The sequence below is a fragment of the Rhizobium sp. WYCCWR10014 genome (assembly GCF_001657485.1).
GTDB lineage: Bacteria > Pseudomonadota > Alphaproteobacteria > Rhizobiales > Rhizobiaceae > Rhizobium.
Genome location: NZ_LXFU01000051.1, coordinates 78,930 through 104,351, shown reverse-complemented (window position 1 = coordinate 104,351; position 25,422 = coordinate 78,930). Strand labels below are relative to the sequence as shown.

General features: G+C 62.9%; 23 protein-coding genes. 15 read left to right on the top strand and 8 right to left on the bottom strand.

What is annotated here, in order from left to right:
* Window positions 1–23: 23 nt before the first annotated feature.
* The 13 genes from rhaS to A6U98_RS30405 all read left to right on the top strand — a co-directional run bounded on the left by rhaS (window position 24) and on the right by A6U98_RS30405 (window position 15,294).
* A complete protein-coding gene (rhaS, locus tag A6U98_RS30465; protein ID WP_026265566.1) occupies window positions 24–1,019 on the top strand; it encodes a rhamnose ABC transporter substrate-binding protein in 996 nt (331 codons plus the stop codon).
* Window positions 1,020–1,091: 72 nt separating this feature from the next.
* Window positions 1,092–2,627 carry a sugar ABC transporter ATP-binding protein gene (locus tag A6U98_RS30460; protein ID WP_064654737.1) on the top strand — a complete coding sequence of 512 codons (1,536 nt, stop codon included), beginning with the start codon at window positions 1,092–1,094 and terminating at the stop codon, window positions 2,625–2,627.
* A gap of 23 nt (window positions 2,628–2,650) precedes the next feature.
* Window positions 2,651–3,652, top strand: a complete 1,002-nt coding sequence (locus tag A6U98_RS30455) for an ABC transporter permease (protein WP_064654735.1) — start codon at window positions 2,651–2,653, stop codon at window positions 3,650–3,652.
* The gene (locus A6U98_RS30450) at window positions 3,649–4,656 is read left to right on the top strand and encodes an ABC transporter permease (protein ID WP_064654733.1); all 1,008 of its coding nucleotides are present in this window, start codon (window positions 3,649–3,651) and stop codon (window positions 4,654–4,656) included. The genes A6U98_RS30455 and A6U98_RS30450 overlap by 4 nt, the downstream gene beginning before the upstream one ends.
* Entirely contained in the window at window positions 4,653–4,973 is a 321-nt protein-coding gene (rhaM, locus tag A6U98_RS30445) for an L-rhamnose mutarotase (RefSeq protein ID WP_064654731.1), read from the top strand. The genes A6U98_RS30450 and rhaM overlap by 4 nt, the downstream gene beginning before the upstream one ends.
* On the top strand, window positions 4,970–6,349 hold the full coding sequence (locus A6U98_RS30440; protein WP_064654729.1) for an FGGY-family carbohydrate kinase: 1,380 nt from the start codon (window positions 4,970–4,972) through the stop codon (window positions 6,347–6,349). The genes rhaM and A6U98_RS30440 overlap by 4 nt, the downstream gene beginning before the upstream one ends.
* Window positions 6,350–6,428: 79 nt before the next feature.
* Window positions 6,429–7,187 (top strand): fumarylacetoacetate hydrolase family protein, encoded by a 759-nt coding sequence (locus A6U98_RS30435; protein WP_064654727.1) that lies wholly within the window; start codon window positions 6,429–6,431, stop codon window positions 7,185–7,187.
* Between the two features lie 125 nt (window positions 7,188–7,312).
* The gene (locus tag A6U98_RS30430) at window positions 7,313–8,197 is read left to right on the top strand and encodes an AraC family transcriptional regulator (RefSeq protein ID WP_064654726.1); all 885 of its coding nucleotides are present in this window, start codon (window positions 7,313–7,315) and stop codon (window positions 8,195–8,197) included.
* Window positions 8,198–8,354: 157 nt separating this feature from the next.
* Window positions 8,355–10,514, top strand: a complete 2,160-nt coding sequence (locus A6U98_RS30425) for a TonB-dependent siderophore receptor (RefSeq protein ID WP_064654724.1) — start codon at window positions 8,355–8,357, stop codon at window positions 10,512–10,514.
* A 94-nt stretch (window positions 10,515–10,608) separates the two neighbouring features.
* Window positions 10,609–11,388 carry an ATP-binding cassette domain-containing protein gene (locus tag A6U98_RS30420; protein ID WP_064654722.1) on the top strand — a complete coding sequence of 260 codons (780 nt, stop codon included), beginning with the start codon at window positions 10,609–10,611 and terminating at the stop codon, window positions 11,386–11,388.
* Between the two features lie 3 nt (window positions 11,389–11,391).
* Window positions 11,392–12,267 (top strand): ABC transporter substrate-binding protein, encoded by an 876-nt coding sequence (locus tag A6U98_RS30415; RefSeq protein WP_064654719.1) that lies wholly within the window; start codon window positions 11,392–11,394, stop codon window positions 12,265–12,267.
* A complete protein-coding gene (fhuB, locus tag A6U98_RS30410; protein WP_064654717.1) occupies window positions 12,260–14,248 on the top strand; it encodes a Fe(3+)-hydroxamate ABC transporter permease FhuB in 1,989 nt (662 codons plus the stop codon). Before A6U98_RS30415 ends, fhuB begins: the two co-directional genes overlap by 8 nt.
* The gene (locus tag A6U98_RS30405; protein ID WP_064654716.1) at window positions 14,245–15,294 is read left to right on the top strand and encodes a siderophore-interacting protein; all 1,050 of its coding nucleotides are present in this window, start codon (window positions 14,245–14,247) and stop codon (window positions 15,292–15,294) included. The genes fhuB and A6U98_RS30405 overlap by 4 nt, the downstream gene beginning before the upstream one ends.
* Window positions 15,295–15,301: 7 nt before the next feature.
* Here A6U98_RS30405 and mmsB read toward each other — a convergent pair whose 3' ends face one another.
* From mmsB to A6U98_RS30370, 7 genes are all read right to left on the bottom strand, one after another.
* Window positions 15,302–16,183, bottom strand: coding sequence for a 3-hydroxyisobutyrate dehydrogenase (mmsB, locus tag A6U98_RS30400; RefSeq protein WP_064654714.1), 882 nt, complete (start codon window positions 16,181–16,183; stop codon window positions 15,302–15,304).
* Between the two features lie 12 nt (window positions 16,184–16,195).
* Window positions 16,196–17,791: a GMC family oxidoreductase N-terminal domain-containing protein gene (locus A6U98_RS30395; RefSeq protein ID WP_064654712.1), complete on the bottom strand. Its 1,596-nt coding sequence runs from the start codon at window positions 17,789–17,791 to the stop codon at window positions 16,196–16,198.
* Window positions 17,792–17,927: 136 nt separating this feature from the next.
* Window positions 17,928–18,917, bottom strand: a complete 990-nt coding sequence (locus A6U98_RS30390; protein ID WP_064654710.1) for a branched-chain amino acid ABC transporter permease — start codon at window positions 18,915–18,917, stop codon at window positions 17,928–17,930.
* Between the two features lies 1 nt (window position 18,918).
* Window positions 18,919–19,806, bottom strand: coding sequence for a branched-chain amino acid ABC transporter permease (locus A6U98_RS30385; RefSeq protein ID WP_003547797.1), 888 nt, complete (start codon window positions 19,804–19,806; stop codon window positions 18,919–18,921).
* 4 nt (window positions 19,807–19,810) lie between these two features.
* A complete protein-coding gene (locus A6U98_RS30380) occupies window positions 19,811–20,512 on the bottom strand; it encodes an ABC transporter ATP-binding protein (RefSeq protein ID WP_064654708.1) in 702 nt (233 codons plus the stop codon).
* On the bottom strand, window positions 20,512–21,294 hold the full coding sequence (locus A6U98_RS30375) for an ABC transporter ATP-binding protein (RefSeq protein WP_064654706.1): 783 nt from the start codon (window positions 21,292–21,294) through the stop codon (window positions 20,512–20,514). Before A6U98_RS30375 ends, A6U98_RS30380 begins: the two co-directional genes overlap by 1 nt.
* Before the next feature lie 5 nt (window positions 21,295–21,299).
* Window positions 21,300–22,505, bottom strand: coding sequence for an ABC transporter substrate-binding protein (locus A6U98_RS30370; protein WP_064654704.1), 1,206 nt, complete (start codon window positions 22,503–22,505; stop codon window positions 21,300–21,302).
* Window positions 22,506–22,679: 174 nt separating this feature from the next.
* Here A6U98_RS30370 and A6U98_RS30365 point away from each other — a divergent pair, with 174 nt between their 5' ends.
* A complete protein-coding gene (locus tag A6U98_RS30365; protein ID WP_064654702.1) occupies window positions 22,680–23,633 on the top strand; it encodes a LysR family transcriptional regulator in 954 nt (317 codons plus the stop codon).
* A gap of 55 nt (window positions 23,634–23,688) precedes the next feature.
* On the opposite strand, the gene A6U98_RS30360 is transcribed toward A6U98_RS30365, so the two are convergent.
* Window positions 23,689–24,027 carry a cupin domain-containing protein gene (locus tag A6U98_RS30360; RefSeq protein WP_064655344.1) on the bottom strand — a complete coding sequence of 113 codons (339 nt, stop codon included), beginning with the start codon at window positions 24,025–24,027 and terminating at the stop codon, window positions 23,689–23,691.
* Between the two features lie 163 nt (window positions 24,028–24,190).
* On the opposite strand from A6U98_RS30360, the gene A6U98_RS30355 reads away from it, so the two are divergent.
* Window positions 24,191–25,378, top strand: a complete 1,188-nt coding sequence (locus A6U98_RS30355; RefSeq protein WP_064654700.1) for an acyl-CoA dehydrogenase — start codon at window positions 24,191–24,193, stop codon at window positions 25,376–25,378.
* Window positions 25,379–25,422: the final 44 nt, after the last annotated feature.

Below are 25,422 nucleotides of genomic sequence, written 5' to 3'. Positions count from 1 at the left end.
CAATCAAGTGGGAGGATGAAAGCATGAAACTCGCAAAGAAACTCGCAATCGGCGTGGCATTTGCCGTCGCCATGATGGCCGGCACGGCAAGTGCCGCCGACATCAAGATCGGTCTCGTCGTCAAGTCGCTCGGCAACGGCTTCTTCGATGCCGCCAACAAGGGCGCGCAGGAAGCCGCCAAGGAACTCGGCGGCGTCGAGGTCATCTATACCGGTCCGACGACGACGACGGCCGAAGGCCAGATCGAAGTCATCAACTCGCTGATCGCCCAGGGCGTCAGCGCCATCGCCGTTTCGGCCAACGATCCCGACGCGCTCGTTCCGGCGCTGAAGAAGGCTGCGCAGCGCGGCATCAAGGTCATCTCCTGGGATTCCGGCGTGGCGCCTGAAGGCCGTATCCTTCAGCTCAACCCGTCGTCCAACGAGTTGATCGGCAAGATGTGCCTGACGCTCGTCAAGGACCATCTCGACGGCGGCAAGGGTGACTTCGCCATCCTGTCGGCAACGACCACCTCGACCAACCAGAACATCTGGATCGACCAGATGAAGAAGCAGCTCAAGGATTTCCCGGGCCTCAACCTCGTCACCACGGTCTACGGCGACGACCTCTCGGACAAGTCCTATCGTGAAGCCGAAGGCCTCTTGAAGGCAAACCCGAACATCAAGGTCATCGTCGCTCCGACGACGGTCGGCGTTCTGGCCGCATCGAAGGTCGTCGAAGACAAGGGCCTTGTCGGCAAGGTCTACGTCACGGGTCTCGGCCTGCCGTCCGAAATGGCCGGCGCGATCAAGTCGGGCGCCACGAAGGAATTCGCCATCTGGAACCCGATCGATCTCGGCTACTCCGCAACGCAGATCGCCTATCGCCTCGTCAAGGGCGAGACCGACGGCAAGCCAGGCAGCGAGATCGAAGCCGGCCGCATGGGCAAGATCAAGGTCGGCGACAACGGTGAAGCCGCCATGGCCGATCCCTTCGTCTACAATGCTTCGAATATCGACCAGTTCTCCAAGGTCTTCTGATCTGGAGCCGACGCATAAAAGCCCGGCGGCCTGATGGCCGCCGGGATTCTCATTCGACACTGGTAGAAACTGATGAACGCCGCCTTTCAACAAACCGCCACGGACAGCAAAACCGGTGATGCGCCCGCCATTCTGGAAATGCGCGGCATCTCCCAGATCTTCCCGGGCGTGAAGGCGCTCGACAATGTCAGTATCGCGCTGCATCCCGGCACGGTCACCGCGCTGATCGGCGAAAACGGCGCCGGCAAATCGACGCTCGTCAAGATCCTGACCGGCATCTACAGGCCGAACGAAGGCGAGATCCTGGTCGACGGCCAACCGGTGACCTTTGCCAGCGCCCAGGCCGCAATCGACGCCGGCGTCACCGCCATCCATCAGGAAACCGTGCTGTTCGACGAGTTGACGGTTGCCGAAAACATTTTCCTCGGCCATGCGCCGCGCACGCGTTTGCGCACCATCGACTGGCGGGTGATGAACAGCCGCGCCAAGGCGCTGCTGACCGCGCTCGAAAGCAATATCGATCCGACAATCCGGCTGAAGGACCTCTCGATCGCGCAGCGCCATCTGGTGGCGATTGCGCGCGCTCTGTCGATCGAGGCCCGCATCGTCATCATGGACGAACCGACGGCAGCCCTTTCCCGCAAGGAGATCGACGATCTCTTCCGCATCGTCCGGGGCCTGAAGGAAAAGGGCAAGGCGATCCTCTTCATCAGCCACAAGTTCGACGAAGTGTACGAGATCGCCGACGATTTCGTCGTCTTCCGCGACGGCCGCGCCGTCGGCCAGGGCAGGCTCAAGGAAACGCCGCAGGACGAGATCGTCCGCATGATGGTCGGCCGCGACGTCGAGAATGCCTTTCCGAAGGTCGATGTCGCCATCGGCGGCCCGGTTCTCGAGATCCGCAATTACAGCCACCGCACCGAGTTCCGCGACATCTCCTTCACCCTGCGCCAGGGCGAGATTCTCGGCATTTACGGCCTGATCGGCGCCGGGCGTTCGGAACTGTCGCAATCGCTCTTCGGCATCACCAGGCCGCTCTCGGGCACCATGATGCTCGAAGGCCGCGAAATCACCATTCACTCGCCGCAGGACGCAATCCGCGCCGGCATCGTCTACGTGCCGGAAGAACGCGGCCGCCACGGACTGGCGCTGCCGATGCCGATCTTCCAGAACATGACGCTGCCCTCCCTTACCCGCACCTCGCGCCGCGGCTTCCTCCGGGCGGCAGAAGAATTCGCCCTCGCCCGCAAATATGCCGAGCGTCTGGACCTGCGCGCGGCCGCCCTTTCCGTCCCGGTCGGCACGCTCTCCGGCGGCAACCAGCAGAAGGTCGTCATCGGCAAATGGCTGGCGACGGCGCCAAAGGTCATCATCCTCGACGAACCGACAAAGGGCATCGATATCGGTTCGAAGGCGGCCGTGCACGGCTTCATCAGCGAACTCGCCGCCGAGGGCCTGTCGATCATCATGGTCTCGTCCGAACTGCCCGAGATCATCGGCATGTCGGACCGCGTCCTGGTGATGAAGGAAGGTCTCGCCGCCGGAATTTTCGACCGCGCCGAGCTGTCGCCGGAAGCGCTGGTGCGCGCCGCCACCGGCAATGCATGAGGCCCGCAATGCAAGGTAAGAGCATGTCAAGACTGATCAGAAAACGCGAAACCCTGCTGTTCCTCATCATCGTCGTGATGATCGCGATCTTTTCGACGCGCGCTGCCGATTTCGCAACGCCGGAGAATCTCGCCGGCATTTTCAACGATACCTCCATCCTGATCATCCTGGCGCTCGCGCAGATGACGGTCATCCTGACGAAATCGATCGACCTGTCGGTCGCCGCCAACCTCGCCTTCACCGGCATGGCGATCGCGATGATGAATGCCGCCTATCCCGACCTGCCGCTCGTCGTACTCATCCTCGCCGCGATCGTCATCGGCGCCTGCCTCGGCGCCATCAACGGCTTTCTCGTCTGGGCGCTCGAAATCCCGCCGATCGTCGTCACGCTCGGCACGCTCACCATCTATCGCGGCATGGCCTTCGTGCTGTCAGGCGGGGCGTGGGTGAACGCCCATCAGATGACGCCGGTCTTCCTGTCGGTGCCGCGCACGCCGATCCTCGGCCTGCCGGTTCTCGGCTGGGTGGGCATCGTCATCGTGCTTCTGATGTATGTCCTGCTCCGATACACCCAGTTCGGCCGCTCGGCCTATGCGACCGGCGGCAATCCGACCGCGGCCGTCTATGCCGGCATCGATACGGGTTGGACGAAATTTTTGGCCTTCGTTCTGTCGGGGGCGCTTGCCGGCCTTGCGAGCTATCTCTGGGTGTCGCGTTATGCTGTTGCCTACGTCGATATCGCCAACGGCTTCGAGCTCGACAGCGTCGCGGCCTGCGTTATCGGCGGCATCTCGATTGCCGGCGGCGTCGGCTCGGTCGCCGGCACCGTGCTCGGCGCGCTCTTCCTCGGCGTCATCAAGAATGCGCTGCCAGTCATCGGCATTTCACCCTTCACGCAGATGGCGATCTCCGGAACCGTCATCATTCTCGCCGTCGCCTTCAACGCCAGGCGTGAGCGCAACCGCGGCCGCATTATCCTGCGAGACCGCGCCGCAGCCGAGATCAGAACGGAGGCCGCAGCATGAGCACCGTGTCCACACACGAAAAGCGGGTCATCCCCGACCGTCTCGGCACACCCTTCCGCCGCATCGCCGCCAGCTGGGAAGTGCTGCTCTTTGCCGTCGCCATCCTGATCTTCATCTTCAATTCGCTCGCCTCGCCCTATTTCCTCGATGCCTGGAACCTTTCGGACGCCACCTTCAATTTCACCGAAAAGGCGATGATCGCCTTCGCCATGGCGCTCCTCGTCATATCAGGCGAGATCGACCTCTCGGTCGCCGCGGTCATCGCACTCGCCTCGACGGCAATGGGCGCGGCGGCACAGCTCGGCATTGGCACACCGGGCCTGGTCGCGATCGGCATTGGCACTGGGCTTGCCTGCGGCATTTTCAACGGCGTTCTGGTCTCGGTGCTGAAACTGCCGTCGATCGTCGTCACCATCGGCACGATGAGCCTTTTCCGCGGCATTTCCTATATCGTGCTCGGCGACCAGGCCTATGGCAAATACCCGGCTGATTTCGCCTATTTCGGCCAGGGCTATGTCGTCTGGGTATTCTCCTTCGAATTCGTGCTCTTCATCGTACTGGCGATCCTCTTCGCCATCCTCCTGCATGCGACGAATTTCGGCCGGCAGGTCTATGCGATCGGCAACAACGACTTCGCCGCCCGCTTCTCCGGCATTCCGGTCGAGCGCGTCAAATTCATCCTCTTCCTGTTGACCGGCGTCATGAGCGGTGTCGCCGCCGTCTGCCTGACCTCACGCCTCGGCTCGACCCGGCCGTCGATCGCCCAGGGCTGGGAACTCGAGGTCGTCACCATGGTCGTGCTCGGCGGCATCTCGATCCTCGGCGGCTCCGGCACGATCGTCGGCGTCGTCATCGCCGCCTTCGTCATGGGCCTCGTCACCTTCGGCCTCGGCCTGCTGAACGTGCCCGGCATCGTCATGTCGATCTTCATCGGCCTGCTTCTGATCATCACCATCGCCATCCCGATCATCGCCCGCCGCATCAAGGTCATGAGCTCCCGATGACTTTAGAAAAACACGCCTTCAAAATGCAGCTCAATCCGGGCATGGAAGCCGAATACCGCAAGCGGCATGACGAGATCTGGCCGGAACTGGTCGATCTCCTGCACAAGTCAGGCGCCAGCGACTATTCCATTCATCTCGACCGCGAGACCAACACGCTGTTCGGCGTGTTGACGCGGCCCGCCGACCACACGATGGCCAGCCTGCCGGAGCATCCCGTCATGAAAAAATGGTGGGCGCACATGGCCGACATCATGGCGACCAATCCCGATAATTCACCGGTCCAGGGCGACCTGGTCACCGTCTTCCATATGCCATGAACGCCACCTCCTATCGCCGCATCGCCGTCCTCGACATCGGCAAGACCAATGCCAAGGTCGTCGTCCTCGACAGCGAGACGGGCGCCGAGGTCGCCGTGTTGAAGCGGCCGAATATCGCGATCAAAACCGGTCTCTATCCGCATTACGACGTAGAGGCTCTCTGGTCCTTTGCGCTCGATGCGCTGAAAAGCCTTGCGCGCGAACCCGGCTTCGACGCCATTTCGATCACCACCCATGGCGCCTCCGCAGCACTCCTTGCCCGGGACGGTACGCTTGCCATGCCTGTCATCGACTATGAACACGAATATCCGCAGGAAATCCGCGACGCCTATACGCGGCTGCGCCCCTCCTTCGACGAAACCTTCTCGCCGCACCTTGCGATGGGCCTCAACGTCGGCGCCCAACTGCACTACCAGAAGACCGCCTTTCCCGAGGAATTCGCCAAGGTTGCGACCATCCTCACCTATGCGCAATACTGGACTGCACGGCTGACCGGTGTCGCCGCCAATGAGCTGACCTCGCTCGGCTGCCATACCGACCTCTGGAACCCGAGAGAGGGCCACTATTCTTCGCTCGTCGACAGCCTCGGCATTCGCGAACTCATGGCGCCGATCCGTTCCGCTTTCGATGCTCTCGGGCAGGTTCTTCCCGAGATCGGCGCAGAGCTCGGCCTTACCGCACCCGTGCCGGTCTATTGCGGCATTCACGATTCCAATGCCTCGCTTTTGCCGCATCTGGTTCATCGGGCCGCGCCCTTCGCCGTCGTCTCCACCGGCACATGGGTCATCAATTTCGGCGTCGGCGGCGATCTCGATCATCTCGATCCGAAACGCGATGCGCTCGCCAATGTCGATGCCTATGGCCGGACCGTCCCCTCCTCCCGTTTCATGGGCGGCCGGGAATTCGAAATCCTTTCGGCCGAAATCGGCCCTGTCGACGAAAAAGCCGCCCAGGCGGCAATCGGCCCCGTCATCGGCAAGGGCATGATGCTCTTGCCGAATATCGCGCCCGGTTCCGGGCCCTTTCCGGGAAAGGCAAGCCGCTGGATCGGCGCCGAAGAGGCAAGCCGCGAGGAGCGCTCTGCCGCTGCCTGCCTCTATCTCGCTTTGATGACGGATGCCTGCCTCGGACTGGTCGGCGCCAAAGGCCCCGTTATCGTCGAAGGACCTTTTGCGCTCAACGGGGCCTATCTCAAGCTGCTCGCCGCCCTGACCGGCCGCGAGGTCATGGCCCTTCCAGGCTCGACCGGCACCAGCCAGGGTGCGGCCCTTCTCACCGGCATCCGGCCGGTGTCGGGCGCCGAGACGCATGTTCCGCCGACCGATATCCCCGGGCTGGCCACCTATCGCACCCGCTGGTACGCGGCGATGGAATAGGAGTCTTTCCAAAAGCGGCCTTGCTCGTCCCTGCCGTCTCGTTAGTGTGGCACCTCGAAAATCAGGTCGAGGAGATAGCATGACAGAGACATTCGATCCGCGCACGGTTGCAGCCAGGCTTCACAGCCTGCGACAGGCCGGCAGACAGGAGGCAACGAGCACCTTCGCGCTGCCAGCCGATCTCCATCAGGCGATGGAGGCGCAGAACTTGCTCACTGCTGCAGACGGTATTTCCAGCAATGCCTGGAAGGTGACGGTCTCGCCGCAGGGCCAGGCGGTCACCGCTCCGCTGCATCCCTATGCCGAAGCCGTTTCGGGGGCTGACATTCCCTGGTATCCGGGCCTGAAATTCGAAACCGAGATCGCCGTCCGTCTCGGCAGTGATCTGCCAGTCCGCGCCGGCGTTCCCTACAGCCGCGCCGAGGTGGTCGAGGCGATCTCCGCGGTCTATCTCGGCGCCGAGCTGCTGGTCAGCGCCGTGAGCGAAAGCGGCAGCGTTTCGTTTCTGCTGTTCGTCGCCGACCGGCTCGGCAATAGCGGCTATGTGCTCGGTCCGAAGCTCGAAAAAAGCGTCGTCGACACCATCGGGGGAACGCCGCTCAAGGTCACCCATGCCGGCCGCACGATCTATGATGGTCCGGCACAGCATCCGAAAGGCGATGTCCTCACCTGGCTCGTCGACTATGCCAATGACGGCTTGCGCCCCGAGACATCGCTGAAATCAGGTGCGCTCATCACCACAGGCACGTTGAGCGGCGCGATCGAACTGACCGAACCCGGCGCGATCGACATCCTGCTCGGCGACATCAGGCTCAGCTTCTCGGTGTCGAAGGCTTGATTTGACCCTGCTTTTCCCCGGTTTGGTGCCGGATTTGGCAATTGCCATCCGGTTGCGCCTGCGGTAATAAACTTGAGTACAATTTGAAGGTTTACTCCGGCGCATAGCCGGAGGCGGAAGTGGAAATGACGTTTCAACCGCGGATGCAGAACAAGATCCAGGGCTTTTCCGTCATCGGCGGCGTGCATCGCCGCCTGTGGAACGGCATCGTCGCCGATGTCTGGGACGTGGAATGCGCCTCCTATGCCGGCGGCTATTACGTCTCGCGCGATCCACGGCTGTTCATCATGCTCGACAAGCGGGGACCGGGCAATTCGCGTATCAAGCTCTCGCCGAAGGCGCAGGGCACCGTCCAGGACACGGAAAAGCGGCCGATCTCCTATGTGCCGGCCGGCATGGAAGTCTGGGCAGATCTGACCGACGTGCATTCGGTGCGCCACCTCGACATCCATTTCGACACCGAGACCGTCAGCCGCCGGCTGATGGAGGATATCGATCCGCGCCGTCTGGAAAGCCCGCAGCTTCTGTTTTCCGATGAGCGGGTTTTGTCGCTGGCACAGCTGGTCGCCGCCGAATGCCTCAATCCGGAGCCGTTGCACGATCTCTATGGCGACGGCCTGGCATTGGCGCTGATCATCGATGTCCTGAAGATTGCCAAGGCGATGCCGCGCAAACGCAGCAAGTTGGCCTCCTGGCAGCTGCGCCGCGCGACCGAATTCATCGAGGAAAACTGCCTGCGCAATATCCGCCTTGAGGAACTCGCCGGCCTGACCGGCCTGTCGCAATCGCATTTCAGCCATGCCTTCAAGGCCTCGACCGGCATCGCTCCGCATCAATGGCAGACCAATGCCCGGCTCGACAGGGCCAAGCGGCTGCTTGTCGAAAGCGAAAATGCGTTGACCGCAATCGCCGCCGAAACCGGCTTTGCCGATCAGGCGCATTTTACCCGCGTCTTCCGCAAGCATGTCGGCATCACGCCGGCGAGCTGGAAGAAGGCACAAGTTGCCTGATTGCAACGTTTGGCGGGCAATTGTTTGCAACGCGGAGAATTGCCCAAAAACGTTCAATTTTCCCCGATCGCGACAATCCACCCCGGTAAAACTGAGTTAATCACTCATCTTATTCAGGGCTTCGCCGCACGCGCGGCACGAGTGGGGTATAGGACATATGCGCGGGAAGACCAGGGGTCTCAATTTCAAGGTAATTCTATTGGCAGGGGTGGCGATCGCCGGCCTGATCGCGGGCTCCGCCGCGGCACAGGAAGCGAATTCGACTGAGCTTGCGCCGATCGTCATCCAGGGCGGCGGCGACACCGCCACCAGCCCGGTCAAGGGCTATGTCGCCAAGAACTCCTCCGCCGGCTCGAAGAGCGACACCCCGCTCAACGAAATCCCGCAATCCGTCTCCGTCATCGGCACCCGTGAAATGGACGATCGCGGCATTACCAACAAGATCGACGAGGCGCTGCTTTATACGCCCGGCGTCACGTCGCAGCCCTTTGGCAACGACGGCGATACTGACTGGTTCTATATCCGCGGCTTCGACGCGACGCAGACCGGCGTCTTTTTCGATAATCTGACGCTGTTCAGCTATGGCTTCGGCGGCTTCCAGCTCGATCCCTTCATGCTGGAGCGCGTCGAGGTGCTGAAGGGTCCGGCCTCCGTGCTTTACGGCGGAGCAAACCCCGGCGGCATCGTCAATCTCGTCCGCAAGCGCCCGCTCGACGAGCCGCTGTTTTATACCGAGATCGGCATCAACAGCAACGGCAACGCCTTCACCGGCTTCGATGTCTCCGACAAGGTCGGCTCCAGCGGAACGATGAGCTATCGCATCGCCGGCAAGGTTGCCGGCGGCGACAATTATTCGGATTTTTCCGAGGATCTGCGCGGCTTCACCATGCCGCAGCTGACCATTTCGCCGGATGACAGCACGAGCCTCACGGTTTGGGGTTACCTCGCCGGGCTCGACCAGGTGCATACCGGCAACGGCTTCTTCCCCTATGTCGGCACTGTCGAGGATGCGCCTTTCGGCAAGATCGACCGCGACGCCTTCTATGGCGAGCCCGACATCGACAACGGCAGCTATGTGCAGAAGATGATCGGTTACGAATTCGAGCATGAATTCGACAATGGCATCAAGTTCTCACAGAATGCGCGCTACGGCCATCTCGACAAGCATGAGATCGGCCCCTACCTGAACGGCTGGGTCGGCGGCGTGCCGACAGGTCCGGACTACCAGCTGGCGCGCATCGGCTTCGAAGGCCGCTCGGGGGTCGATAGCTTCTCGATCGACAATCGGATCGAAGGCGAGACCGAAATCGGCGGCGCCACGCATAATCTTCTCGTCGGGCTCGACTACACCTATTACCGCCTCGAAAACTGGCAGGCCTGCTGCGGCTCCAATTCGATCAGCGCAACCGATCCCATCTATGGCACGACACAGGGCGCCAATTTCGTCTATGCGGACGGCGTCGTCACCAAGAACCAGATCGGTGTCTACGCCCAGGATCGGGTCCATTTCGGCGATGGCTGGCTGCTGACGCTCAACGGCCGCTACGACTATGTCGATATCGATCAGAACGCCGAAATCGGCACGACCTACAGCACCAACGACAGCGCCCTCAGCGGCCGCATCGGCCTTGCCTATGAGTTCGACAACGGCCTGACGCCTTATGTCAGCGCCGCAACCTTCTTCAACCCGCTCGTCGGCACCGGTGTTTCCGGCGCGTTGAAGCCGGAAGAGGGTGAGCAGTTCGAAGGCGGCATCAAGTATGAGCCGGCCTTCATCGACGGCTCGCTGACGGCCTCCATCTTCCACATCACCAAGCGCAACAACACGGTGACCAATCCCCTGACCTTCGCCCAAAGCCAGCTCGGTGAGGTGGTTTCGCGCGGCGCCGAACTCGAAGGCAAGGTCAATATCAACGAGAACTGGAAGGTTCTCGCATCGCTCGCCTATACCGACATGGAGGTAATGGAGAACGACGCCAATCCGGCGCTGGTCGGCAATTCACCCTATATCGTCCCGAAGGTGACCGCCTCTCTCTGGGTCGACTACACGCTGACGACAGGGGCTTTCGAGGGCATGAGCTTTGGCGCCGGCGTCCGCCATCAGGGCTGGTCCTGGGCCGATGAGGCCAATACCGAGAAGGTGCCGGCCGCCACGCTCGTCGACGCTGCGATCCGCTACGAGAAGGAAAACTGGGGCGCCTCGCTCAACGTCGCGAACCTCTTCGACAAGGAATATGTCAAGGGTTGCGGCGGGCTGACCGTCTGCGGTTACGGCGATGCCCGCACCGTCACCTTCAAGCTCAGCAGGAAGTGGTAAGTTGACAATCTTAGTTTAGTTTTGCAGGAACCTGTGGGGAAAGGGAGGGCCTGCCCTCCCGGACCCGTTTGCAGCGCCGAACCTGGAGCAGACCATGCCTTCGCCTTTCCTTGCCCTCTCGCGGATAGATTATGCCATCGGGCCGAAATCCATCCTGTCCGGCATCGACCTGACGCTTGAGCGCGGCCGCATTTACGGACTGGTAGGGCCGAACGGTTCCGGCAAGAGCACGCTTTTGAAGATCATCGCCCGCCAGGTCGCGCCGAAATCCGGCGCCATCACCTTCGACGGTAAGCCGGCGGGTGACTGGGGCAGCCGCGCCTTTGCCCGGCACGTCGCCTACATGCCGCAATTCACGCCGGCGACCGACGGGATGAGCGTGCGGGAACTTGTGGCGCTCGGTCGCTTTCCCTGGCACGGCACGCTCGGCCGCTTCACCGCGACGGATCGCAACATGGTCGAGGAGGCGATCGTCCGCACCGAGCTCGAGGATTTTGCCGATCGTCTCGTCGCCAGCATGTCCGGCGGCGAACGCCAGCGCGCCTGGATCGCCATGATGCTCGCCCAGGACGCCCGCTGCCTGCTGCTCGACGAGCCGACATCGGCGCTCGACCTCGCCCATCAGGCCAGCGTTCTCTCGCTGGTCGAGGAGCTCAGCCATGAACGTGGGCTGACCGTCATCATCGTGCTGCACGATATCAACCTCGCCGCGCGCTATTGCGACGCGATCATCGCGCTCAACCGCGGCCGGATCACCGCCGAGGGCACGCCCACCGAGATCATGCAGGCCGATACGCTGCAGTCGATCTTCGGCGTCGGCATGGGCGTCTTCCCGCATCCGGTTCGAAACGAGCCGGTCAGCTATCTGTTGTAGTCCATGGCTTTTTTCTCCCGCAGGCAGTTTCTGGCCGGTGCGGCGGCCTTGCTTTCCGCCCCCGCGCATCTGCGGGCGGCGGAGGGCTTGCGCGTTGCGACGCTCGATTGGGCGCTGCTTGAAACCTTGCTCGCAATCGGCGCGAATGTCGTTGCGGCGACCGAACTGCGGCAATTCCGCGAGGTGGCGGTCACGCCTGAGGTGCCGGCCACGACCGCCGATCTCGGTCTGCGCGGCACGCCGAATTTCGAGGTGCTGCGGTTTGCACGGCCGGACCTGATCTTCAACTCGAACTTCTATGCCTGGGCAGACGAACGCATGCGCGGGATCGCGCCTGTGGAAAGCCATACGATCTACACACCCGGCCAAAGCCCCTTCGCGCTGGCCGAACAGGCCACACTTGCAATCGGCGAGCGCCTGCAGCTTGCCACTGCCAGACAGTTGAGCGAAGAGCTTGCAGCCAGGCTCGACCGCCACCGGACCCTCCTTGCCGCCGGCGACGGGCGGCCGGTGATCCCGATCAATCTCGGCGATGCCAGGCATTTCCGCGTCTTCGGCTCCGACAGCATGTTCGGTGAGGTGCTGAAACGCGTCGGCCTCACCAATGCCTGGCAGGCTCAGACCAGCTACTCGGCCGCAGCTCCGGTCGGCATCGAGATATTGGCATCGATACCCGACGCCTGGATCGTGATGATCCCGCCACACCCGGCCGATGCGCTCGCCACGCTCGCGACCAGCAGCTTCTGGAATGCGTTGCCGGCCGTGCGCGAGAAACGCGTGCTGATGCTCGGCTCGATCAATCCCTATGGCGCACTGCCGGCCGCCGCCCGCTTTGCCGATCTTCTGTCGGAGGGGCTTCAGCATGCATGGAATGGTTAGCCGCGCCAAGCCCGCACGAAACGCGGGCGCACCCGTCTTCGCGATATTGCTGCCCGTACTCTGCATTGCGGCCTTCGCACTCCTCATCGTAACGCGTCCTGAGGTTCCGCACGGCGATGCCAATGCAGCCATGTTGAACAGCGTGTTGCTCTGGAACAGCATCATGCCCCGCGCCATGCTGGCATTGATCGCCGGCGCGGCACTCGGCCTTTCCGGCACATTGCTGCAGCGTGTCCTGCGCAATCCGATTGCCGATGCTTCCACGCTCGGCATTGCCTCCGGGGCGGAACTGGCAATGACGGCGGCCATGGGCTTCTCGCCCCTGCTCATCGGATTTTCGCGCGAGATGGCCGCCTTTGGAGGTGGCTTGGTGGCTGTCGCCATCGTCCTGGCTCTGAGCTGGCGACGCGGGCTCGATCCGGTGACCGTCGCCCTCTCCGGCCTGATCGTCAGCCTGATCGCCTCGGCCCTCAGCGTCACGCTGATCCTTTCGCGCGGCGAATATGCCATGTCGATCTATATCTGGGGCGCCGGTTCGCTCAGTCAGCAGGATTGGAACGGCGCACTCTCGCTCGGGCCCCGGCTTTTCCTCGGCTTTGCCGCCGCTCTTCTCCTGGTGCGGCCGCTCCGCATCCTTGCCCTCGACGACAGCGGCGCCAGGAGCCTCGGCCTTGCCCTGCATTCGACCCGCCTGGCGATCGTCGCGCTCGCCGTCTGGCTTGCCGCCTCAGCGATATCGGAGGTCGGCGTGATCGGCTTCGTCGGGCTCGCAGCCCCCGCGATCGCAAGGCTTGCCGGTGCGCGCAGCACCGGCAAACTGATGCTGACGGCACCGCTGATGGGCGCCGGCCTGCTGTTCCTGACCGATTGCCTCACCCAGATCCTTGGCCCCGGCTTCACCGATCTTGCGCCGACGGGAGCCGCGACCGCCCTGCTCGGCGGCCCGTTACTGCTCTGCCTGCTGCCGCGCGTGCATTCCGTTTCCGTCGTTGCCGCCCAGTCGACCGCTGCGCTGAACAGGCTCGCCAAGCCGCTTCTGGCCCTTGGCGCGCTCTTTGCTGCCCTCGCCCTGATCTTTGCCGTCGTCCTCACTGTCGGCCCTGCCGAGGACGGCTGGCATATCGCGACCGGCTCGCTCTTGACCGATCTCCTGCCCTTCCGACTGCCGCGAACGATCGTTGCGGCCGGGGCCGGCGCCATGCTGGCGGCAGCGGGCTTCATCATGCAGCGCGTCACCGGCAATCCGATCGCCAGCCCCGAGGTCCTGGGCGTCAGCAGCGGTGCCGGTGCGGGTCTGACCGTGGCGCTGTTTCTCTTCGGCTTCCCCTCGCCCATCATCATGCTGCTTGCCATGGCGCTCGGCGCGCTGGCCGCCTTCCTTGCGATGATCGCCATATCAGCCCGCGCCCAATTCTCGCCGGAACGCATGCTGCTTGCCGGCGTCGGCATCGGCGCCTTCGCCATGGCGATCGTGACGATGGTGCTCGCCCAGGGCGATATGCGTGGCTATATCCTGCTCACCTGGCTTTCCGGCTCGACCAACCGCGCCGGCGCCTTCGAAGCCTGGACGGCCATCATCTCGCTCGTCGTGCTGACAGCGCCCCTGCCCTTCCTCAGCCGTTGGCTGACGATCCTGCCGCTTGGCGCCGGTCCCAGCCGCGCTGCCGGCCTTCATGTCGGGGCAAGCCGCCTGGCGCTTGCCATCCTCGCCGCGCTGATGACGGCGATCGCCTCCTTCCTCGTCGGGCCGCTCAGCCTCACCGGTCTCATCGCGCCGCATCTTGCCCGCCTTGCCGGCTTCCGCGCCCCGGGCCACCAGCTGACAGCGAGCCTTCTCTTCGGCGCCGGCGTGCTGATGGCGGCGGACTGGCTGTCGCGCGTCGTCATCTACCCCTACCAGGTGCCGGTCGGCCTCTTCGCGGCCCTGATCGGCGGCCCCTATCTCATCTGGCTGCTTTCGCGAAAGGAGGTTCAGCAATGATGGCTGAACGGTTTACAGTATCCGGCGTCGCAGTCACTGCCGATCCCGGCAGAATGCTCGACGAGATCTGCACGCATTTCGTCGAGCATGGCACCGTCACCCGAAACGGCGACGCCGTCACAGTCGAGACGATGATCGGAAAGGCCGATATAAGTCGAGACGGCCCGGCACTCGCGATCGAGCTTTCCTGCCGCAGCGCGCGTGCGCTGCAGAATGTGCGGGCCATCCTTGCCGAACACCTCTTCGACTTTGCCGGCGAGGAGACGCTGGAGCTCAACTGGTCCGATGCTCCAAAGGCGGACCGCCTGCCCGATCTGCGCGAAATCCGCGTCATCGGCGCTACAAATATCACCCCGCATATGCGCCGGGTTACCGTCGTCTGCGACGACACCAGGCATTTTGCCGATGGCGGTCTGCATTTCCGCCTGCTCATTCCGCCGAAGGGGCGCCCGCCCGTCTGGCCGCAGTTGCGCACCGACGGCCGCATCCAGTGGGCGAGCGGCGAGGACGCACTGACCGTGCGGATCTATACGATCCGCAACCTCGATGTGGAACGGGGCGAGATGGAGATCGATTTCGTTCTACATGAGGGCGAGAACATGCCCGGCGCCGAATGGGCGATCAACGCCAAGCCGGGCGACATAGCCGGCGCCCTCGGGCCGGGCGGCGGCGGAGTTCCCGATGCAACGTCGATAATCCTTGCCGGTGACGAGACGGCGCTGCCCGCCATCTCCCGCATCGCCGCCGAGATCCCCGAGGGAAGGCGGCTCAAGATCTTCCTTGAAATCGACAGCGTCGCGGAAGAACAGTCCTTGCCCTCGGCGGGCATTGTCGATGTCACCTGGATGTATCGAAACGGCAAACCTGCCGGCACGATGGGCTTGATCGAAAAAACCATCAAGAATGCGCTGCTTGAAGCCGATGCCGACACCTTCGTCTGGGCCGGCTGCGAAAGGGCGGAAGCCAAGCGCATTCGCGACTTCCTGAAGACCGAGCGCGGCCACGACCGCCAGAGGATGAGCATCGGCGCCTATTGGGAGCGCTGAGTGCCGCTTACGCCTTCTCGCGGAACATCTCGATGATGGCGGAAAAGTCCCTTCCGCCATTTCCCTGCTTTTCGAAGAGCGCATAAAGCTGTGCTGCTTCCGCGCCGAGCGGGGTGGAGGCGCCGCTTGTCAGCGCCGCCTCCTGTGAAAGCCTGAGATCCTTCAGCATCAGCGCTGCGGCAAAACCCGGCTTGTATTCGTTGTTCGCCGGCGAGGTCGGCACGGGTCCGGGCACCGGGCAATAGGTGTTGATCGACCAGCACTGGCCAGACGAGGTCGAGGCGACGTCGAACAGCGCCTGATGCGAGAGGCCAAGCTTTTCTGCGAGCACGAAGGCCTCGCAGACACCCACCATCGAAATGCCTAATATCATGTTGTTGCAGATCTTTGCCGCCTGGCCGGCGCCTGCCTCGCCGCAATGGACGATCTTCTTTCCCATGGCCTCGAGGATTGGTTTTGCCTTGGCGAAGGCCTCTTCCGAGCCGCCGGCCATGAAGGTCAGCGTGCCCGCGCTCGCCCCGCCCGTGCCGCCGGAGACGGGGGCGTCGAGCGACAGGCAGCTTGCGGCCTTGGCCATCTCATGCGCCTTGCGGCTGCTTTCGACATCGATGGTCGAGCAATCGATGACCAGCGTGCCTTGCGCGGCGGACTGCAGGATATCGGTCCAGGCGGTCAGCACATGTCTGCCCTGCGGCAGCATGGTGATGATGATCTCCGCCTCCTTGACCGCCTGGCTGGCATGGCTTGCCGGCTTGACGCCGCTCTCCTCGGCAGCCTTCAGCACCGAAGCCGCGAGATCGAAGCCGAGGACCTCGTGACCTGATTTGACCAGATTGGCCGCCATCGGCCCCCCCATGTTGCCGAGGCCGATGAATGCGATCCTTGCCATGGTCTTCTCCTCCTATCGATTGTCTTCGAGGATCATCACTGCCGCCTTTTCGGCGATCATGATGGTCGGCGAATTGGTGTTGCCCGAGGTGATCGACGGCATCACCGAGGCGTCGGCAATCCTGAGCTTGGTGAGCGCCCGGAATCTCAGCCTGGGATCGACGACGCTGTCCCTGTCGGCACCCATGCGGCAGGTGCCGACGGGATGGAAGATCGTCGTGCCGATCTCGCCCGCCGCCCGCTCCAGATCGGCCTCCGTCTGGTAGGCGGGCCCCGGCTTGAATTCCTCCGGCCTGAAACGGGCAAACGAAGGCTGCGTGACGATCTTGCGCGTCAACCGTATTGAGCGAACAGCTATGTCACGATCGCGCTGCGTCGAGAGGTATTTCGGGCTGATCGTCGGCTGGGCGGCAAAATCCGGGCTGGACAAGTGAACCGAACCGCGGCTTTCCGGCCTCAAATTGCAGACGCTCGCCGTGATTGCCGGGAAAGGGTGGACGGGATCGCCGAACTTCTCCAGCGAGACCGGCTGCACGTGATATTGCAGGTCGGGCGTCTCCCGGTCCGGGCCTGATCGGGTGAAGATGCCGAGCTGGCTCGGCGCCATCGCCATCGGCCCGGAGCGGCGGACGAGATATTCGAGCCCAATCGCCGCCTTGCCGATCAGCTTCGTCGCCTTCTCGTTCAGCGTCGGAACCCCCGTCACCTTATAGGCCAGACGCAGCTGCAGATGGTCCTGCAGGTTCTCGCCGACACCCTTGACCTCGGTGACGACATCGACGCCGGCCTGCCTGAGAACCTCGCCCCTGCCGATGCCTGACAGTTCCAGGATATGCGGCGAGCCGATCGAACCGGCCGAAAGGACGGTTTCTTTCGCCGCATAGGCGCGCTTCGCCACGCCACGATGCTGGAACTCGACGCCGGCAACGGCGCCTTCCTCCACCAGCAGCCGCCGGACCTGCGCCTTGGTGAGCACGGTCAGGTTGGAGCGCCTCATCGCCGGGCGCAGGAAGGCCTTTGAGGTGTTCCAGCGAATGCCGGAGCGTTGGTTGACGTCGAAATAGCCGGAGCCCTCGTTGCTGCCGCGGTTGAAATCCGCAGTCTCCGGGATGCCCGCTTCCTTGGCGGCCTGCTGGAAGGCATCGAGCACGGCCCAGCGCACACGCGCCTTCTCGATGCGCCATTCGCCGCCGGCACCATGCATCTCGTCTTCGCCGCGATAAAAATCCTCCGACTTGCGGAAGAAGGGCAGAACATCGTCCCAGCCCCAGCCGCTGCAGCCCATCTGCCGCCAGAGGTCGTAATCGCGCGCCTGGCCGCGCATGTAGATCATGCCGTTGATCGACGAACAGCCGCCGAGGACCTTGCCGCGCGGATAACTCAGCGCCCGGCCGTTCAACCCCGCTTCCGGCGCCGTGGTGAAGCACCAGTCGGTTCGCGGATTGTTGATGCAATAGAGATAACCGACCGGAATATGGATCCAGTGGTAGTTGTCGCTGCCGCCGGCTTCCAGCAGCAGCACCCGGCTCCGGCCATCGGCAGACAGCCGGTTGGCGAGCACGCAGCCGGCGCTGCCTGCCCCGATGATGATATAGTCGTAACGATCCATGTGCCCTGCATGAAACTCCAGATGCTTGCCGCTTCCCCCTCCCCGCAGCACGGGGAGAGGAAGAGTCGCAGCGCCGCTGCCCGTCTCTTTTCCCGCGAAAGAGCAGTTCTTTCCGGAAAGAGAGAGGTCCGCACGTTCAGCGGCGATAGACGAAGCCCAGTTTCCGCCCCAGCCGCGAGGCGTAGAATTCGCCGATGATGCCGCGGCGGAAGATCAGCACGCAGACCATGAAGACGATGCCGGTGATGATCGTCACCGGGAATTCCGAGGTGGCGAGGTAGTTTTCCAGCACCACCACCAACCCGGCGCCGAACAGCGGGCCGATCAGCGTGCCTATGCCGCCGAGCAGGGTCATCAGGATTACCTCGCCCGACATCTGCCAGGCGACATCGGTCAGCGTCGCGAACTGGAAGACGATCGATTTCACCGCGCCCGCGAGCCCCGCAAGCGCTGCCGACATGACGAAGGCACCGAGCTTATAGCGCGCCACGGAATAGCCGAGCGAGATTGCCCGCTGCTCGTTTTCGCGGATCGATTTCAGAATCATGCCGAAGGGCGAATTGATAAAGCGCCAGATGATCAGGATGCCGACGAGAAAGACGGCCAGCACGAAATAGTACATGTTGGTCGAACTGTTCAGATCGATGAAGCCGAAGAGATGGCCGCGCGGCACCGACTGGATACCGTCCTCGCCTTCGGTGAATTCCGCCTGCAGGCAGAAGAAGAAGAACATCTGCGACAACGCCAGCGTGATCATCGCGAAATAGATGCCCTGGCGGCGGATGGCGAAGAAGCCCATGACGAGACCGAGAAACGCCGCACCCGCCACGCCGATCAGGATGCCGAGTTCCGGCGGCAGGCCCCATGTCTTCACCGTATAGGCGGTGAAATAGGCGGCACCGCCGAAGAAGGTGGCGTGGCCGAAGGACAGCAGGCCGGTATAGCCGAGCAGCAGGTTGAAGGCACAGGCAAAAAGCGCGAAGCAGAGCAGCTTCATCAGGAAGATCGGGTAGAAGAAAAACGGCGCCAGCAGCAGGAGCAGCAGCCCCGCCAGCAGAAAACCCGCCTGCACCGAAAAGGCGGTTCGGCTTTTTTCCACTTGGATGGTTTCGGTGATGTCAGCCATGTCAAGCATCCCGTCCGAAGAGGCCCGCGGGCCTGATGAGAAGCACGATCGCCATGATGACGAAGATCACGATGTTGGAAGCCTCGGGATAGAAGACCTTGGTCAGGCCCTCGGCAATGCCGAGCACATAACCGGTGATGATCGCGCCCATGATCGATCCCATGCCGCCGACGACGACGACGGCGAAGACGACGATGATCATGTTCGAGCCCATCAGCGGCGACACCTGGTAGATCGGCGCCGCCAGCACGCCGGCAAAGGCCGCAAGGCCGGCGCCGAGCGCATAGGTGAGCGTCAAGAGTACCGGCACGTTGACACCGAAGACCTGCACCAGCACGGCGTTTTCGGTCGCAGCCCTGAGATAGGCACCGAGCTTGGTCTTCTCGATCAGCAGCCATGTGCCGAGGCAGACGACGAGCGAGACGACGACCACCCAGCCGCGATAGATCGGCAGGAACATGAAGCCGAGGTTTGCCCCGCCGGCAAGCGCTGCCGGCGTCGCATAGGGCTGGCCGGAAGAGCCGTAGAGGTAACGGAAGGTGCCCTCGACCGCGAGCGCCAGCCCGAAGGTGAAGAGCAGGCCGTAGAGCGGATCGAGATCGTAGAGCCGGCGCAGGAACAGCCGCTCGATGATTGCCCCGGCAAGGCCGACGATAACCGGCGCCAGGATCAATGACGGCCAGTAGCCGATGCCGGCATAGGTCAGCAGCAGGTAGGCAACGAAGGCGCCGAGCATATATTGCGCGCCATGGGCGAAGTTGATCACCCTGAGCAGGCCGAAGATGATGGCGAGGCCGAGGCTGAGCAGCGCATAGAACGAGCCATTGATCAGGCCGATCAGCAGCTGGCCGAACAGCGCCTGCAGGGGAATGCCGAAGATCATCGTCATCTGGTCATACTCCCAGAACCTTGTGCAGCGTATCCATGCGCTGCGGCAGTTCACCGACCGGGAATTCCGACACCATCTGCCCATGATCCATCAGATAGAAGCGATCGGCAATACGGCTGGCGAAACGGAAATTCTGCTCGACGAGCAGGATCGTCATGCCGCGCTCCTTCAGCGTCTTCAGCACCTCGCCAATGCGCTGGACGATCACGGGGGCAAGCCCTTCCGTCGGTTCGTCGAGAATGAGCAGCCTGACGCCGGTGCGGAGGATTCGGGCGATCGCCAGCATCTGCTGCTCGCCGCCTGACAGTTTGGTGCCCGGGCTGGCGCGGCGCTCGTGAAGATTGGGGAAAAGCTCGTAGATTTCGTCGAGCGTCATGCCGCCTCCTGCCACGACTGGCGGCAGCAGCAGGTTTTCCGAAACGGTGAGCGTCGAGAAGATGCCGCGCTCCTCCGGCACGAAGCCGATGCCCCGATGCGCCGTCTTATGCAGCGGCACCTGCATCATGTCGCTGCCGTCAAAGCTGATCTTGCCCTTGCGGGTCCGCACGATGCCGGTGATGGTGCGCAGCGTCGTTGTCTTGCCGACGCCGTTGCGGCCGAGAATGGTGATCGTCTCGCCTTCGGCCACGCGCATGTCGACGCCGTGCAGGACGTGGCTTTCACCGTACCAGGCATTGAGCCCCTGGACTTCGAGGAGAGCGGCCATCAATGCTCCTCCGTGCCCATATAGGCGACACGCACACGCTCGTCCTGGCTGACGGTCGCATAATCGCCCTCGGCGAGAATCTCGCCGCGCTGCAGCACGGTGACATGCTGGCAGATATTGGCGACGACGGAGAGATTGTGCTCGACCATCAATACGGCGCGGTCGCGGGCGACCTCGCGGATGATCGAGGAGACGACGCCGACATCCTCCTGCCCCATGCCGGCCATCGGCTCGTCGAGCAGCAGCACCTTCGGTTCGAGCGCCAGCGTGGTGGCGATCTCCAGCACGCGCTTGCGGCCATAGGAAAGATCGGCGGCGATATGATCGCGCTCCTTGGAAAGCCCAACGCTGTCCAGCAGTTGCTCGGCGCGCTCGTTCAGCCGGTCGAGTGCCGAAAGCGGCCGCCAGAACTGTGTGGAAAGATTGTTCGGCCGCTGCAGCGCCACGCGCACATTGTCGAGAACGGTCAGATGCGGGAAGACCGCCGAGATCTGGAAAGAGCGGACCAGCCCCATGCGCGCCACCTTGTCGGGCGGCGTTTTCGTGATGTCGACGCCCATCAGGCTGATGGTGCCTGAGGTCGGCTGCAGGAACTTGGTCAGCAGGTTGAAGACCGTCGTCTTGCCGGCGCCGTTCGGGCCGATCAGTGCATGCACGCTGGCATCATGCACATCGAGATCGACGTTCTTGACGGCCGTGAAGCCGCCGAAATCGCGGCGCAGGCCGCGGGCGGACAATACCACCCGCGGCTTTTCCTGAGTTTCAATTGCGGAAACCGCCATCGTGCTTACTTCACCAGATCGCAGCCGCTCTTGGCGGGATCGATATAGGCTTCCTTGCCGGGAATGGTGGCGAGCACGTTGAAGTAATCCCACGGCTCCTTGCTCTCGGAAGGCTTCTTGACCTGCAGCAGGTACATGTCGTGGATCATGCGGCCATTGGCGCCGACCGTGCCGCCACGGCCGAAGACGTCATCGACCGGCATTTCATGCAGCTGCTTGGCGACGGCTTCCGTTTCGTCGGTGCCGGCCTTCTGCACCGCCTTCAGATATTGCGTCACTGCCGAATAGGTGCCGGTGTGGACCATATTCGGCATCTTGCCGGTGCGGGCGAAGAACTTCTTGGCGAAGGCGCGACTTTCGTCGTCGCGGTTCCAGTAAAAACCTTCCGTCAGCGTCAACCCTTGAGCCGCTTCGAGCCCGAGACCATGGACTTCGGCAAGCGTGAAAAGCAGTGCCGCCAGATGCTGGCCGCCCTGGGTGATGCCGAATTCGGCCGCCTGCTTGATGGCGTTTGCGGTGTCGAGGCCGGCATTGGCAAGGCCGATCACCTTGGCGCCGGATGATTGCGCCTGCAGCAGGAAGGACGAGAAATCTTGGCTCGACAGCGGATGGCGGACGGCGCCGACGACCTTGCCGCCGCTCGCCTTGACGTAATCGCTGGTCTGCTGCTCCAGCGAATAGCCGAAGGCATAGTCGGCGGTCAGGAAGAACCAGCTGTCGCCGCCCTGCTTGACGAGTGCGCCGCCGGTGCCGACGGCGAGCGCATGGGTATCGTAGGCCCAATGGAAGCCGTAAGGCGAACAGGCCTTGCCGGTGAGATCGGTCGTCGCCGCACCGGTGACGATGTCGATCTTCTTCTTCTCCTTGCCGATCGCCTGCACGGCGAGCGCCACCGACGAGGTCGTCAGTTCCATGATCGCATCCACCTGCTCGGTGTCGTACCACTGGCGGGCGATGTTGGAGGCGATATCCGGTTTGTTCTGGTGATCGGCATCGACGATCTCGACTGGAACGTCGAGCACCTTGCCGCCGAAATCCTCGACCGCCATCTTGGCGGCTTCGACGGAGGACTTGCCGCCGAAATCGGCATAGACACCCGACTGGTCGTTCAGGATGCCGATCTTGACCTTGCCGTCGGTCGCGCTCTGCGCGAGCACCGCAGTGCTGCTCGCAAGCAGAAATGCAACTGATGCAATGAGATTATTTCGCATATGATCTCCTCCCAGAGATTGGCCAGATTGCGGATCTGTTCAGATTTGGCCAGCCGCACTCCTCAGAACGACGGACCCTCACCTTACGATCACGGAAATTCCGCCCTGAGGCAACGGGTGATTTACAACTAATTCCAAACAGTATCTGTTCATTTTTGAACAGAGGGGATCGCGATGAACAATCCACCGCAGTTTACTTGGGACGATCTGCAGTTTTTTCTAGCCGTCGCCCGCACGGGACAGCTGTCGACGGCGGCCCGCCAGCTGCGTTCCAGCCATGCCACCGTCTCGCGCCGCATCGACCGGCTGGAGTTCACCCTCAAGGTCAAGCTGTTCGAGCGCAATCCGCGCGGCTACGTGCTGACCGCCATGGGCACGCGTTTTGTCGAGACGGCCGAGAAGATGGAGCAGGAGACCGAGCGGCTGCGCGCCGATCTTGCCGCCGGCTCGATGGCGCAGCGCGGTCTGGTGAGGCTGAGCGCGCCGGAGGGTTTTGCCAATTTCTTCTTCGCAACCGTGCTGCCGCAGTTTGCCGCCCAGCATCCGCATCTCTCGCTCGAACTGGTGACGATCCAGCAGATCATGTCGCTGTCACGCAAGGAGGCCGATCTTTCCGTCGTTCTCGACGAGCCGAAGGGCGGGGCTTATTTCGCCGAGAAGCTGACGGACTACCACCTGCAGGTCTATGGCTCGCGCGACTATCTGGCGAAGGCAGCGCCGATCACCTGCCGCGAAGACCTGCTCGGCCATCCATTCGTCAGCTATATCGAGGAGATGATTTTCGCGCCGGGCCTGGATTATCTGGGCGACGTGCACCCGCGCATCAAGCCGCAATTCCAGAGCTCCAGCATCTTCGCGCAGCTCACTGCCACCAGAAACGGCCTCGGCCTCTGCATCCTGCCCTATTTCTTCGCCAGCCGTTATCCCGAACTCGTGCGTGTGCTGCCCGAGGAGATCGACCTCAAGCGCCATTACTGGATCACCTGCCATCGCGACCTGAAACAGGCGCCGCGCGTTCGCGCCGTCATCGACTTCCTGCGCGAGGCGGTGCGCGGCGAGGATACGCGCTTCGTACCGCCCTATGTCACCGCCGCCGGTCCGGCGCGCCGGGCAAGATCGGATATTTAACTACAGCATGAGTGTCGTGCAAAAACCGCTCACAGTTTTCGGCATCATGCTCTTGTTACCTCAGGAATTCGGCCCGGTGCGGGGTGAATGCATCGATCAGCCGGCCCTTTTCCAGCGCCTTGACGCCATGGACCAGATTGGGGGGCACGATAAAGCTGCCGCCCTGCTTGAGCACCTCTGTCCGGCCATCGATCGTCACTTCGAAACTGCCTTCGGCGACGTAACTGGCCTGAATGTGCGGATGCGAATGGGCCGCACCCACGGCGCCGCTTTCGAAGGCCACTTCCACCATCATCATCTCGGGCAGATAGGTCATGATGCGCCTGACGACGCCGGGCTCAGGATTGACCCATTCGGCGCCTTCGGCCGATACGAACAGATCGCTTGACGACATTTCCGCCTCCTCGTTCCAGAATCGATCGCGGGCAAAGTGGATCATGCCGACGCTTTTGAAAAGATGGCGCGGCCCGTCTTTTCGAGACTGCCGCCCTCTGTTGACGCGGTCGGCTGGCGGGTCTATGGCCAACTTGGGCGAGGCAAGCTGAGGAGACACGGCCATGCAGCATACGCGCGAAGTTTTCGACTGGGCCGATCCGTTCCGCCTGGTGGAGCAACTGACCAGCGAAGAGCGCATGGTGCAGGACACCGCCCGCGCCTATGCGCAGGAAAAGCTTGCGCCCCGCGTTCTCGACGCCTTCCGCCATGAAAAGACCGATCCTGAGATCTTCCGCGAAATGGGCGAACTCGGCCTGCTCGGCCCGACGATCTCGCCGGATTATGGCGGTGCCGGCCTCGGCTACGTCGCCTACGGCCTGATCGCCCGCGAGGTCGAAAAGGTCGATAGCGGTTACCGCTCGATGATGAGCGTCCAGTCCTCGCTCGTGATGGTGCCGATCGAAACCTTCGGCTCCGCGGCGCAGAAGCTGAAATACCTGCCGAAACTCGCCACCGGCGAATGGATCGGCTGCTTCGGCCTGACGGAGCCCGATCATGGCTCCGACCCCGGCTCGATGGCGACACGCGCCAAGAAGGTCGACGGCGGCTACAGCCTCACCGGCTCGAAGACCTGGATCTCCAACGCGCCGATCGCCGATGTCTTTGTCGTCTGGGCAAAGACCGAGGACGGCCTCATCCGCGGCTTCATCCTCGAAAAGGGCTGGAAAGGACTTTCGGCGCCCGCGATCCACGGCAAGGTGGGCTTACGCGCCTCGATCACCGGCGAAGTGGTGATGGACGGGGTCTTCGTGCCTGAGGAAAACCTTCTGCCTGATGTAACCGGCCTCAAGGGACCGTTCACCTGCCTGAACTCGGCCCGTTTCGGCATCGCCTGGGGCGCACTCGGTGCGGCCGAGGATTGTTATGCAAGAGCCCGGCAATACACGCTCGAGCGCAAGCAGTTCGGCCGGCCGCTTGCTGCCAACCAGCTGATCCAGAAGAAGCTCGCCGACATGGTGGCGGAAATCTCGCTCGGTCTTCAGGGCTGCCTGCGGCTTGGCCGCATGAAGGAGGAAGGCCGTCCGCCGGTGGAGCTGACCTCGATCCTCAAGCGCAACAGCTGCGGCAAGGCGCTGGAGATTGCGCGGGCGGCCCGCGACATGCTCGGCGGCAACGGCATCTCCGACGAATTCGGCATCGCCCGTCATCTCGTCAACCTCGAAGTGGTCAACACCTATGAGGGCACACACGACATCCACGCGCTGATCATCGGCCGGGCGATCACCGGCATTGCCGCCTTTGCGAACTAGCGCATTGGCGCGAAAGGGCGAATTGCCACGCGCCTGACAATGTG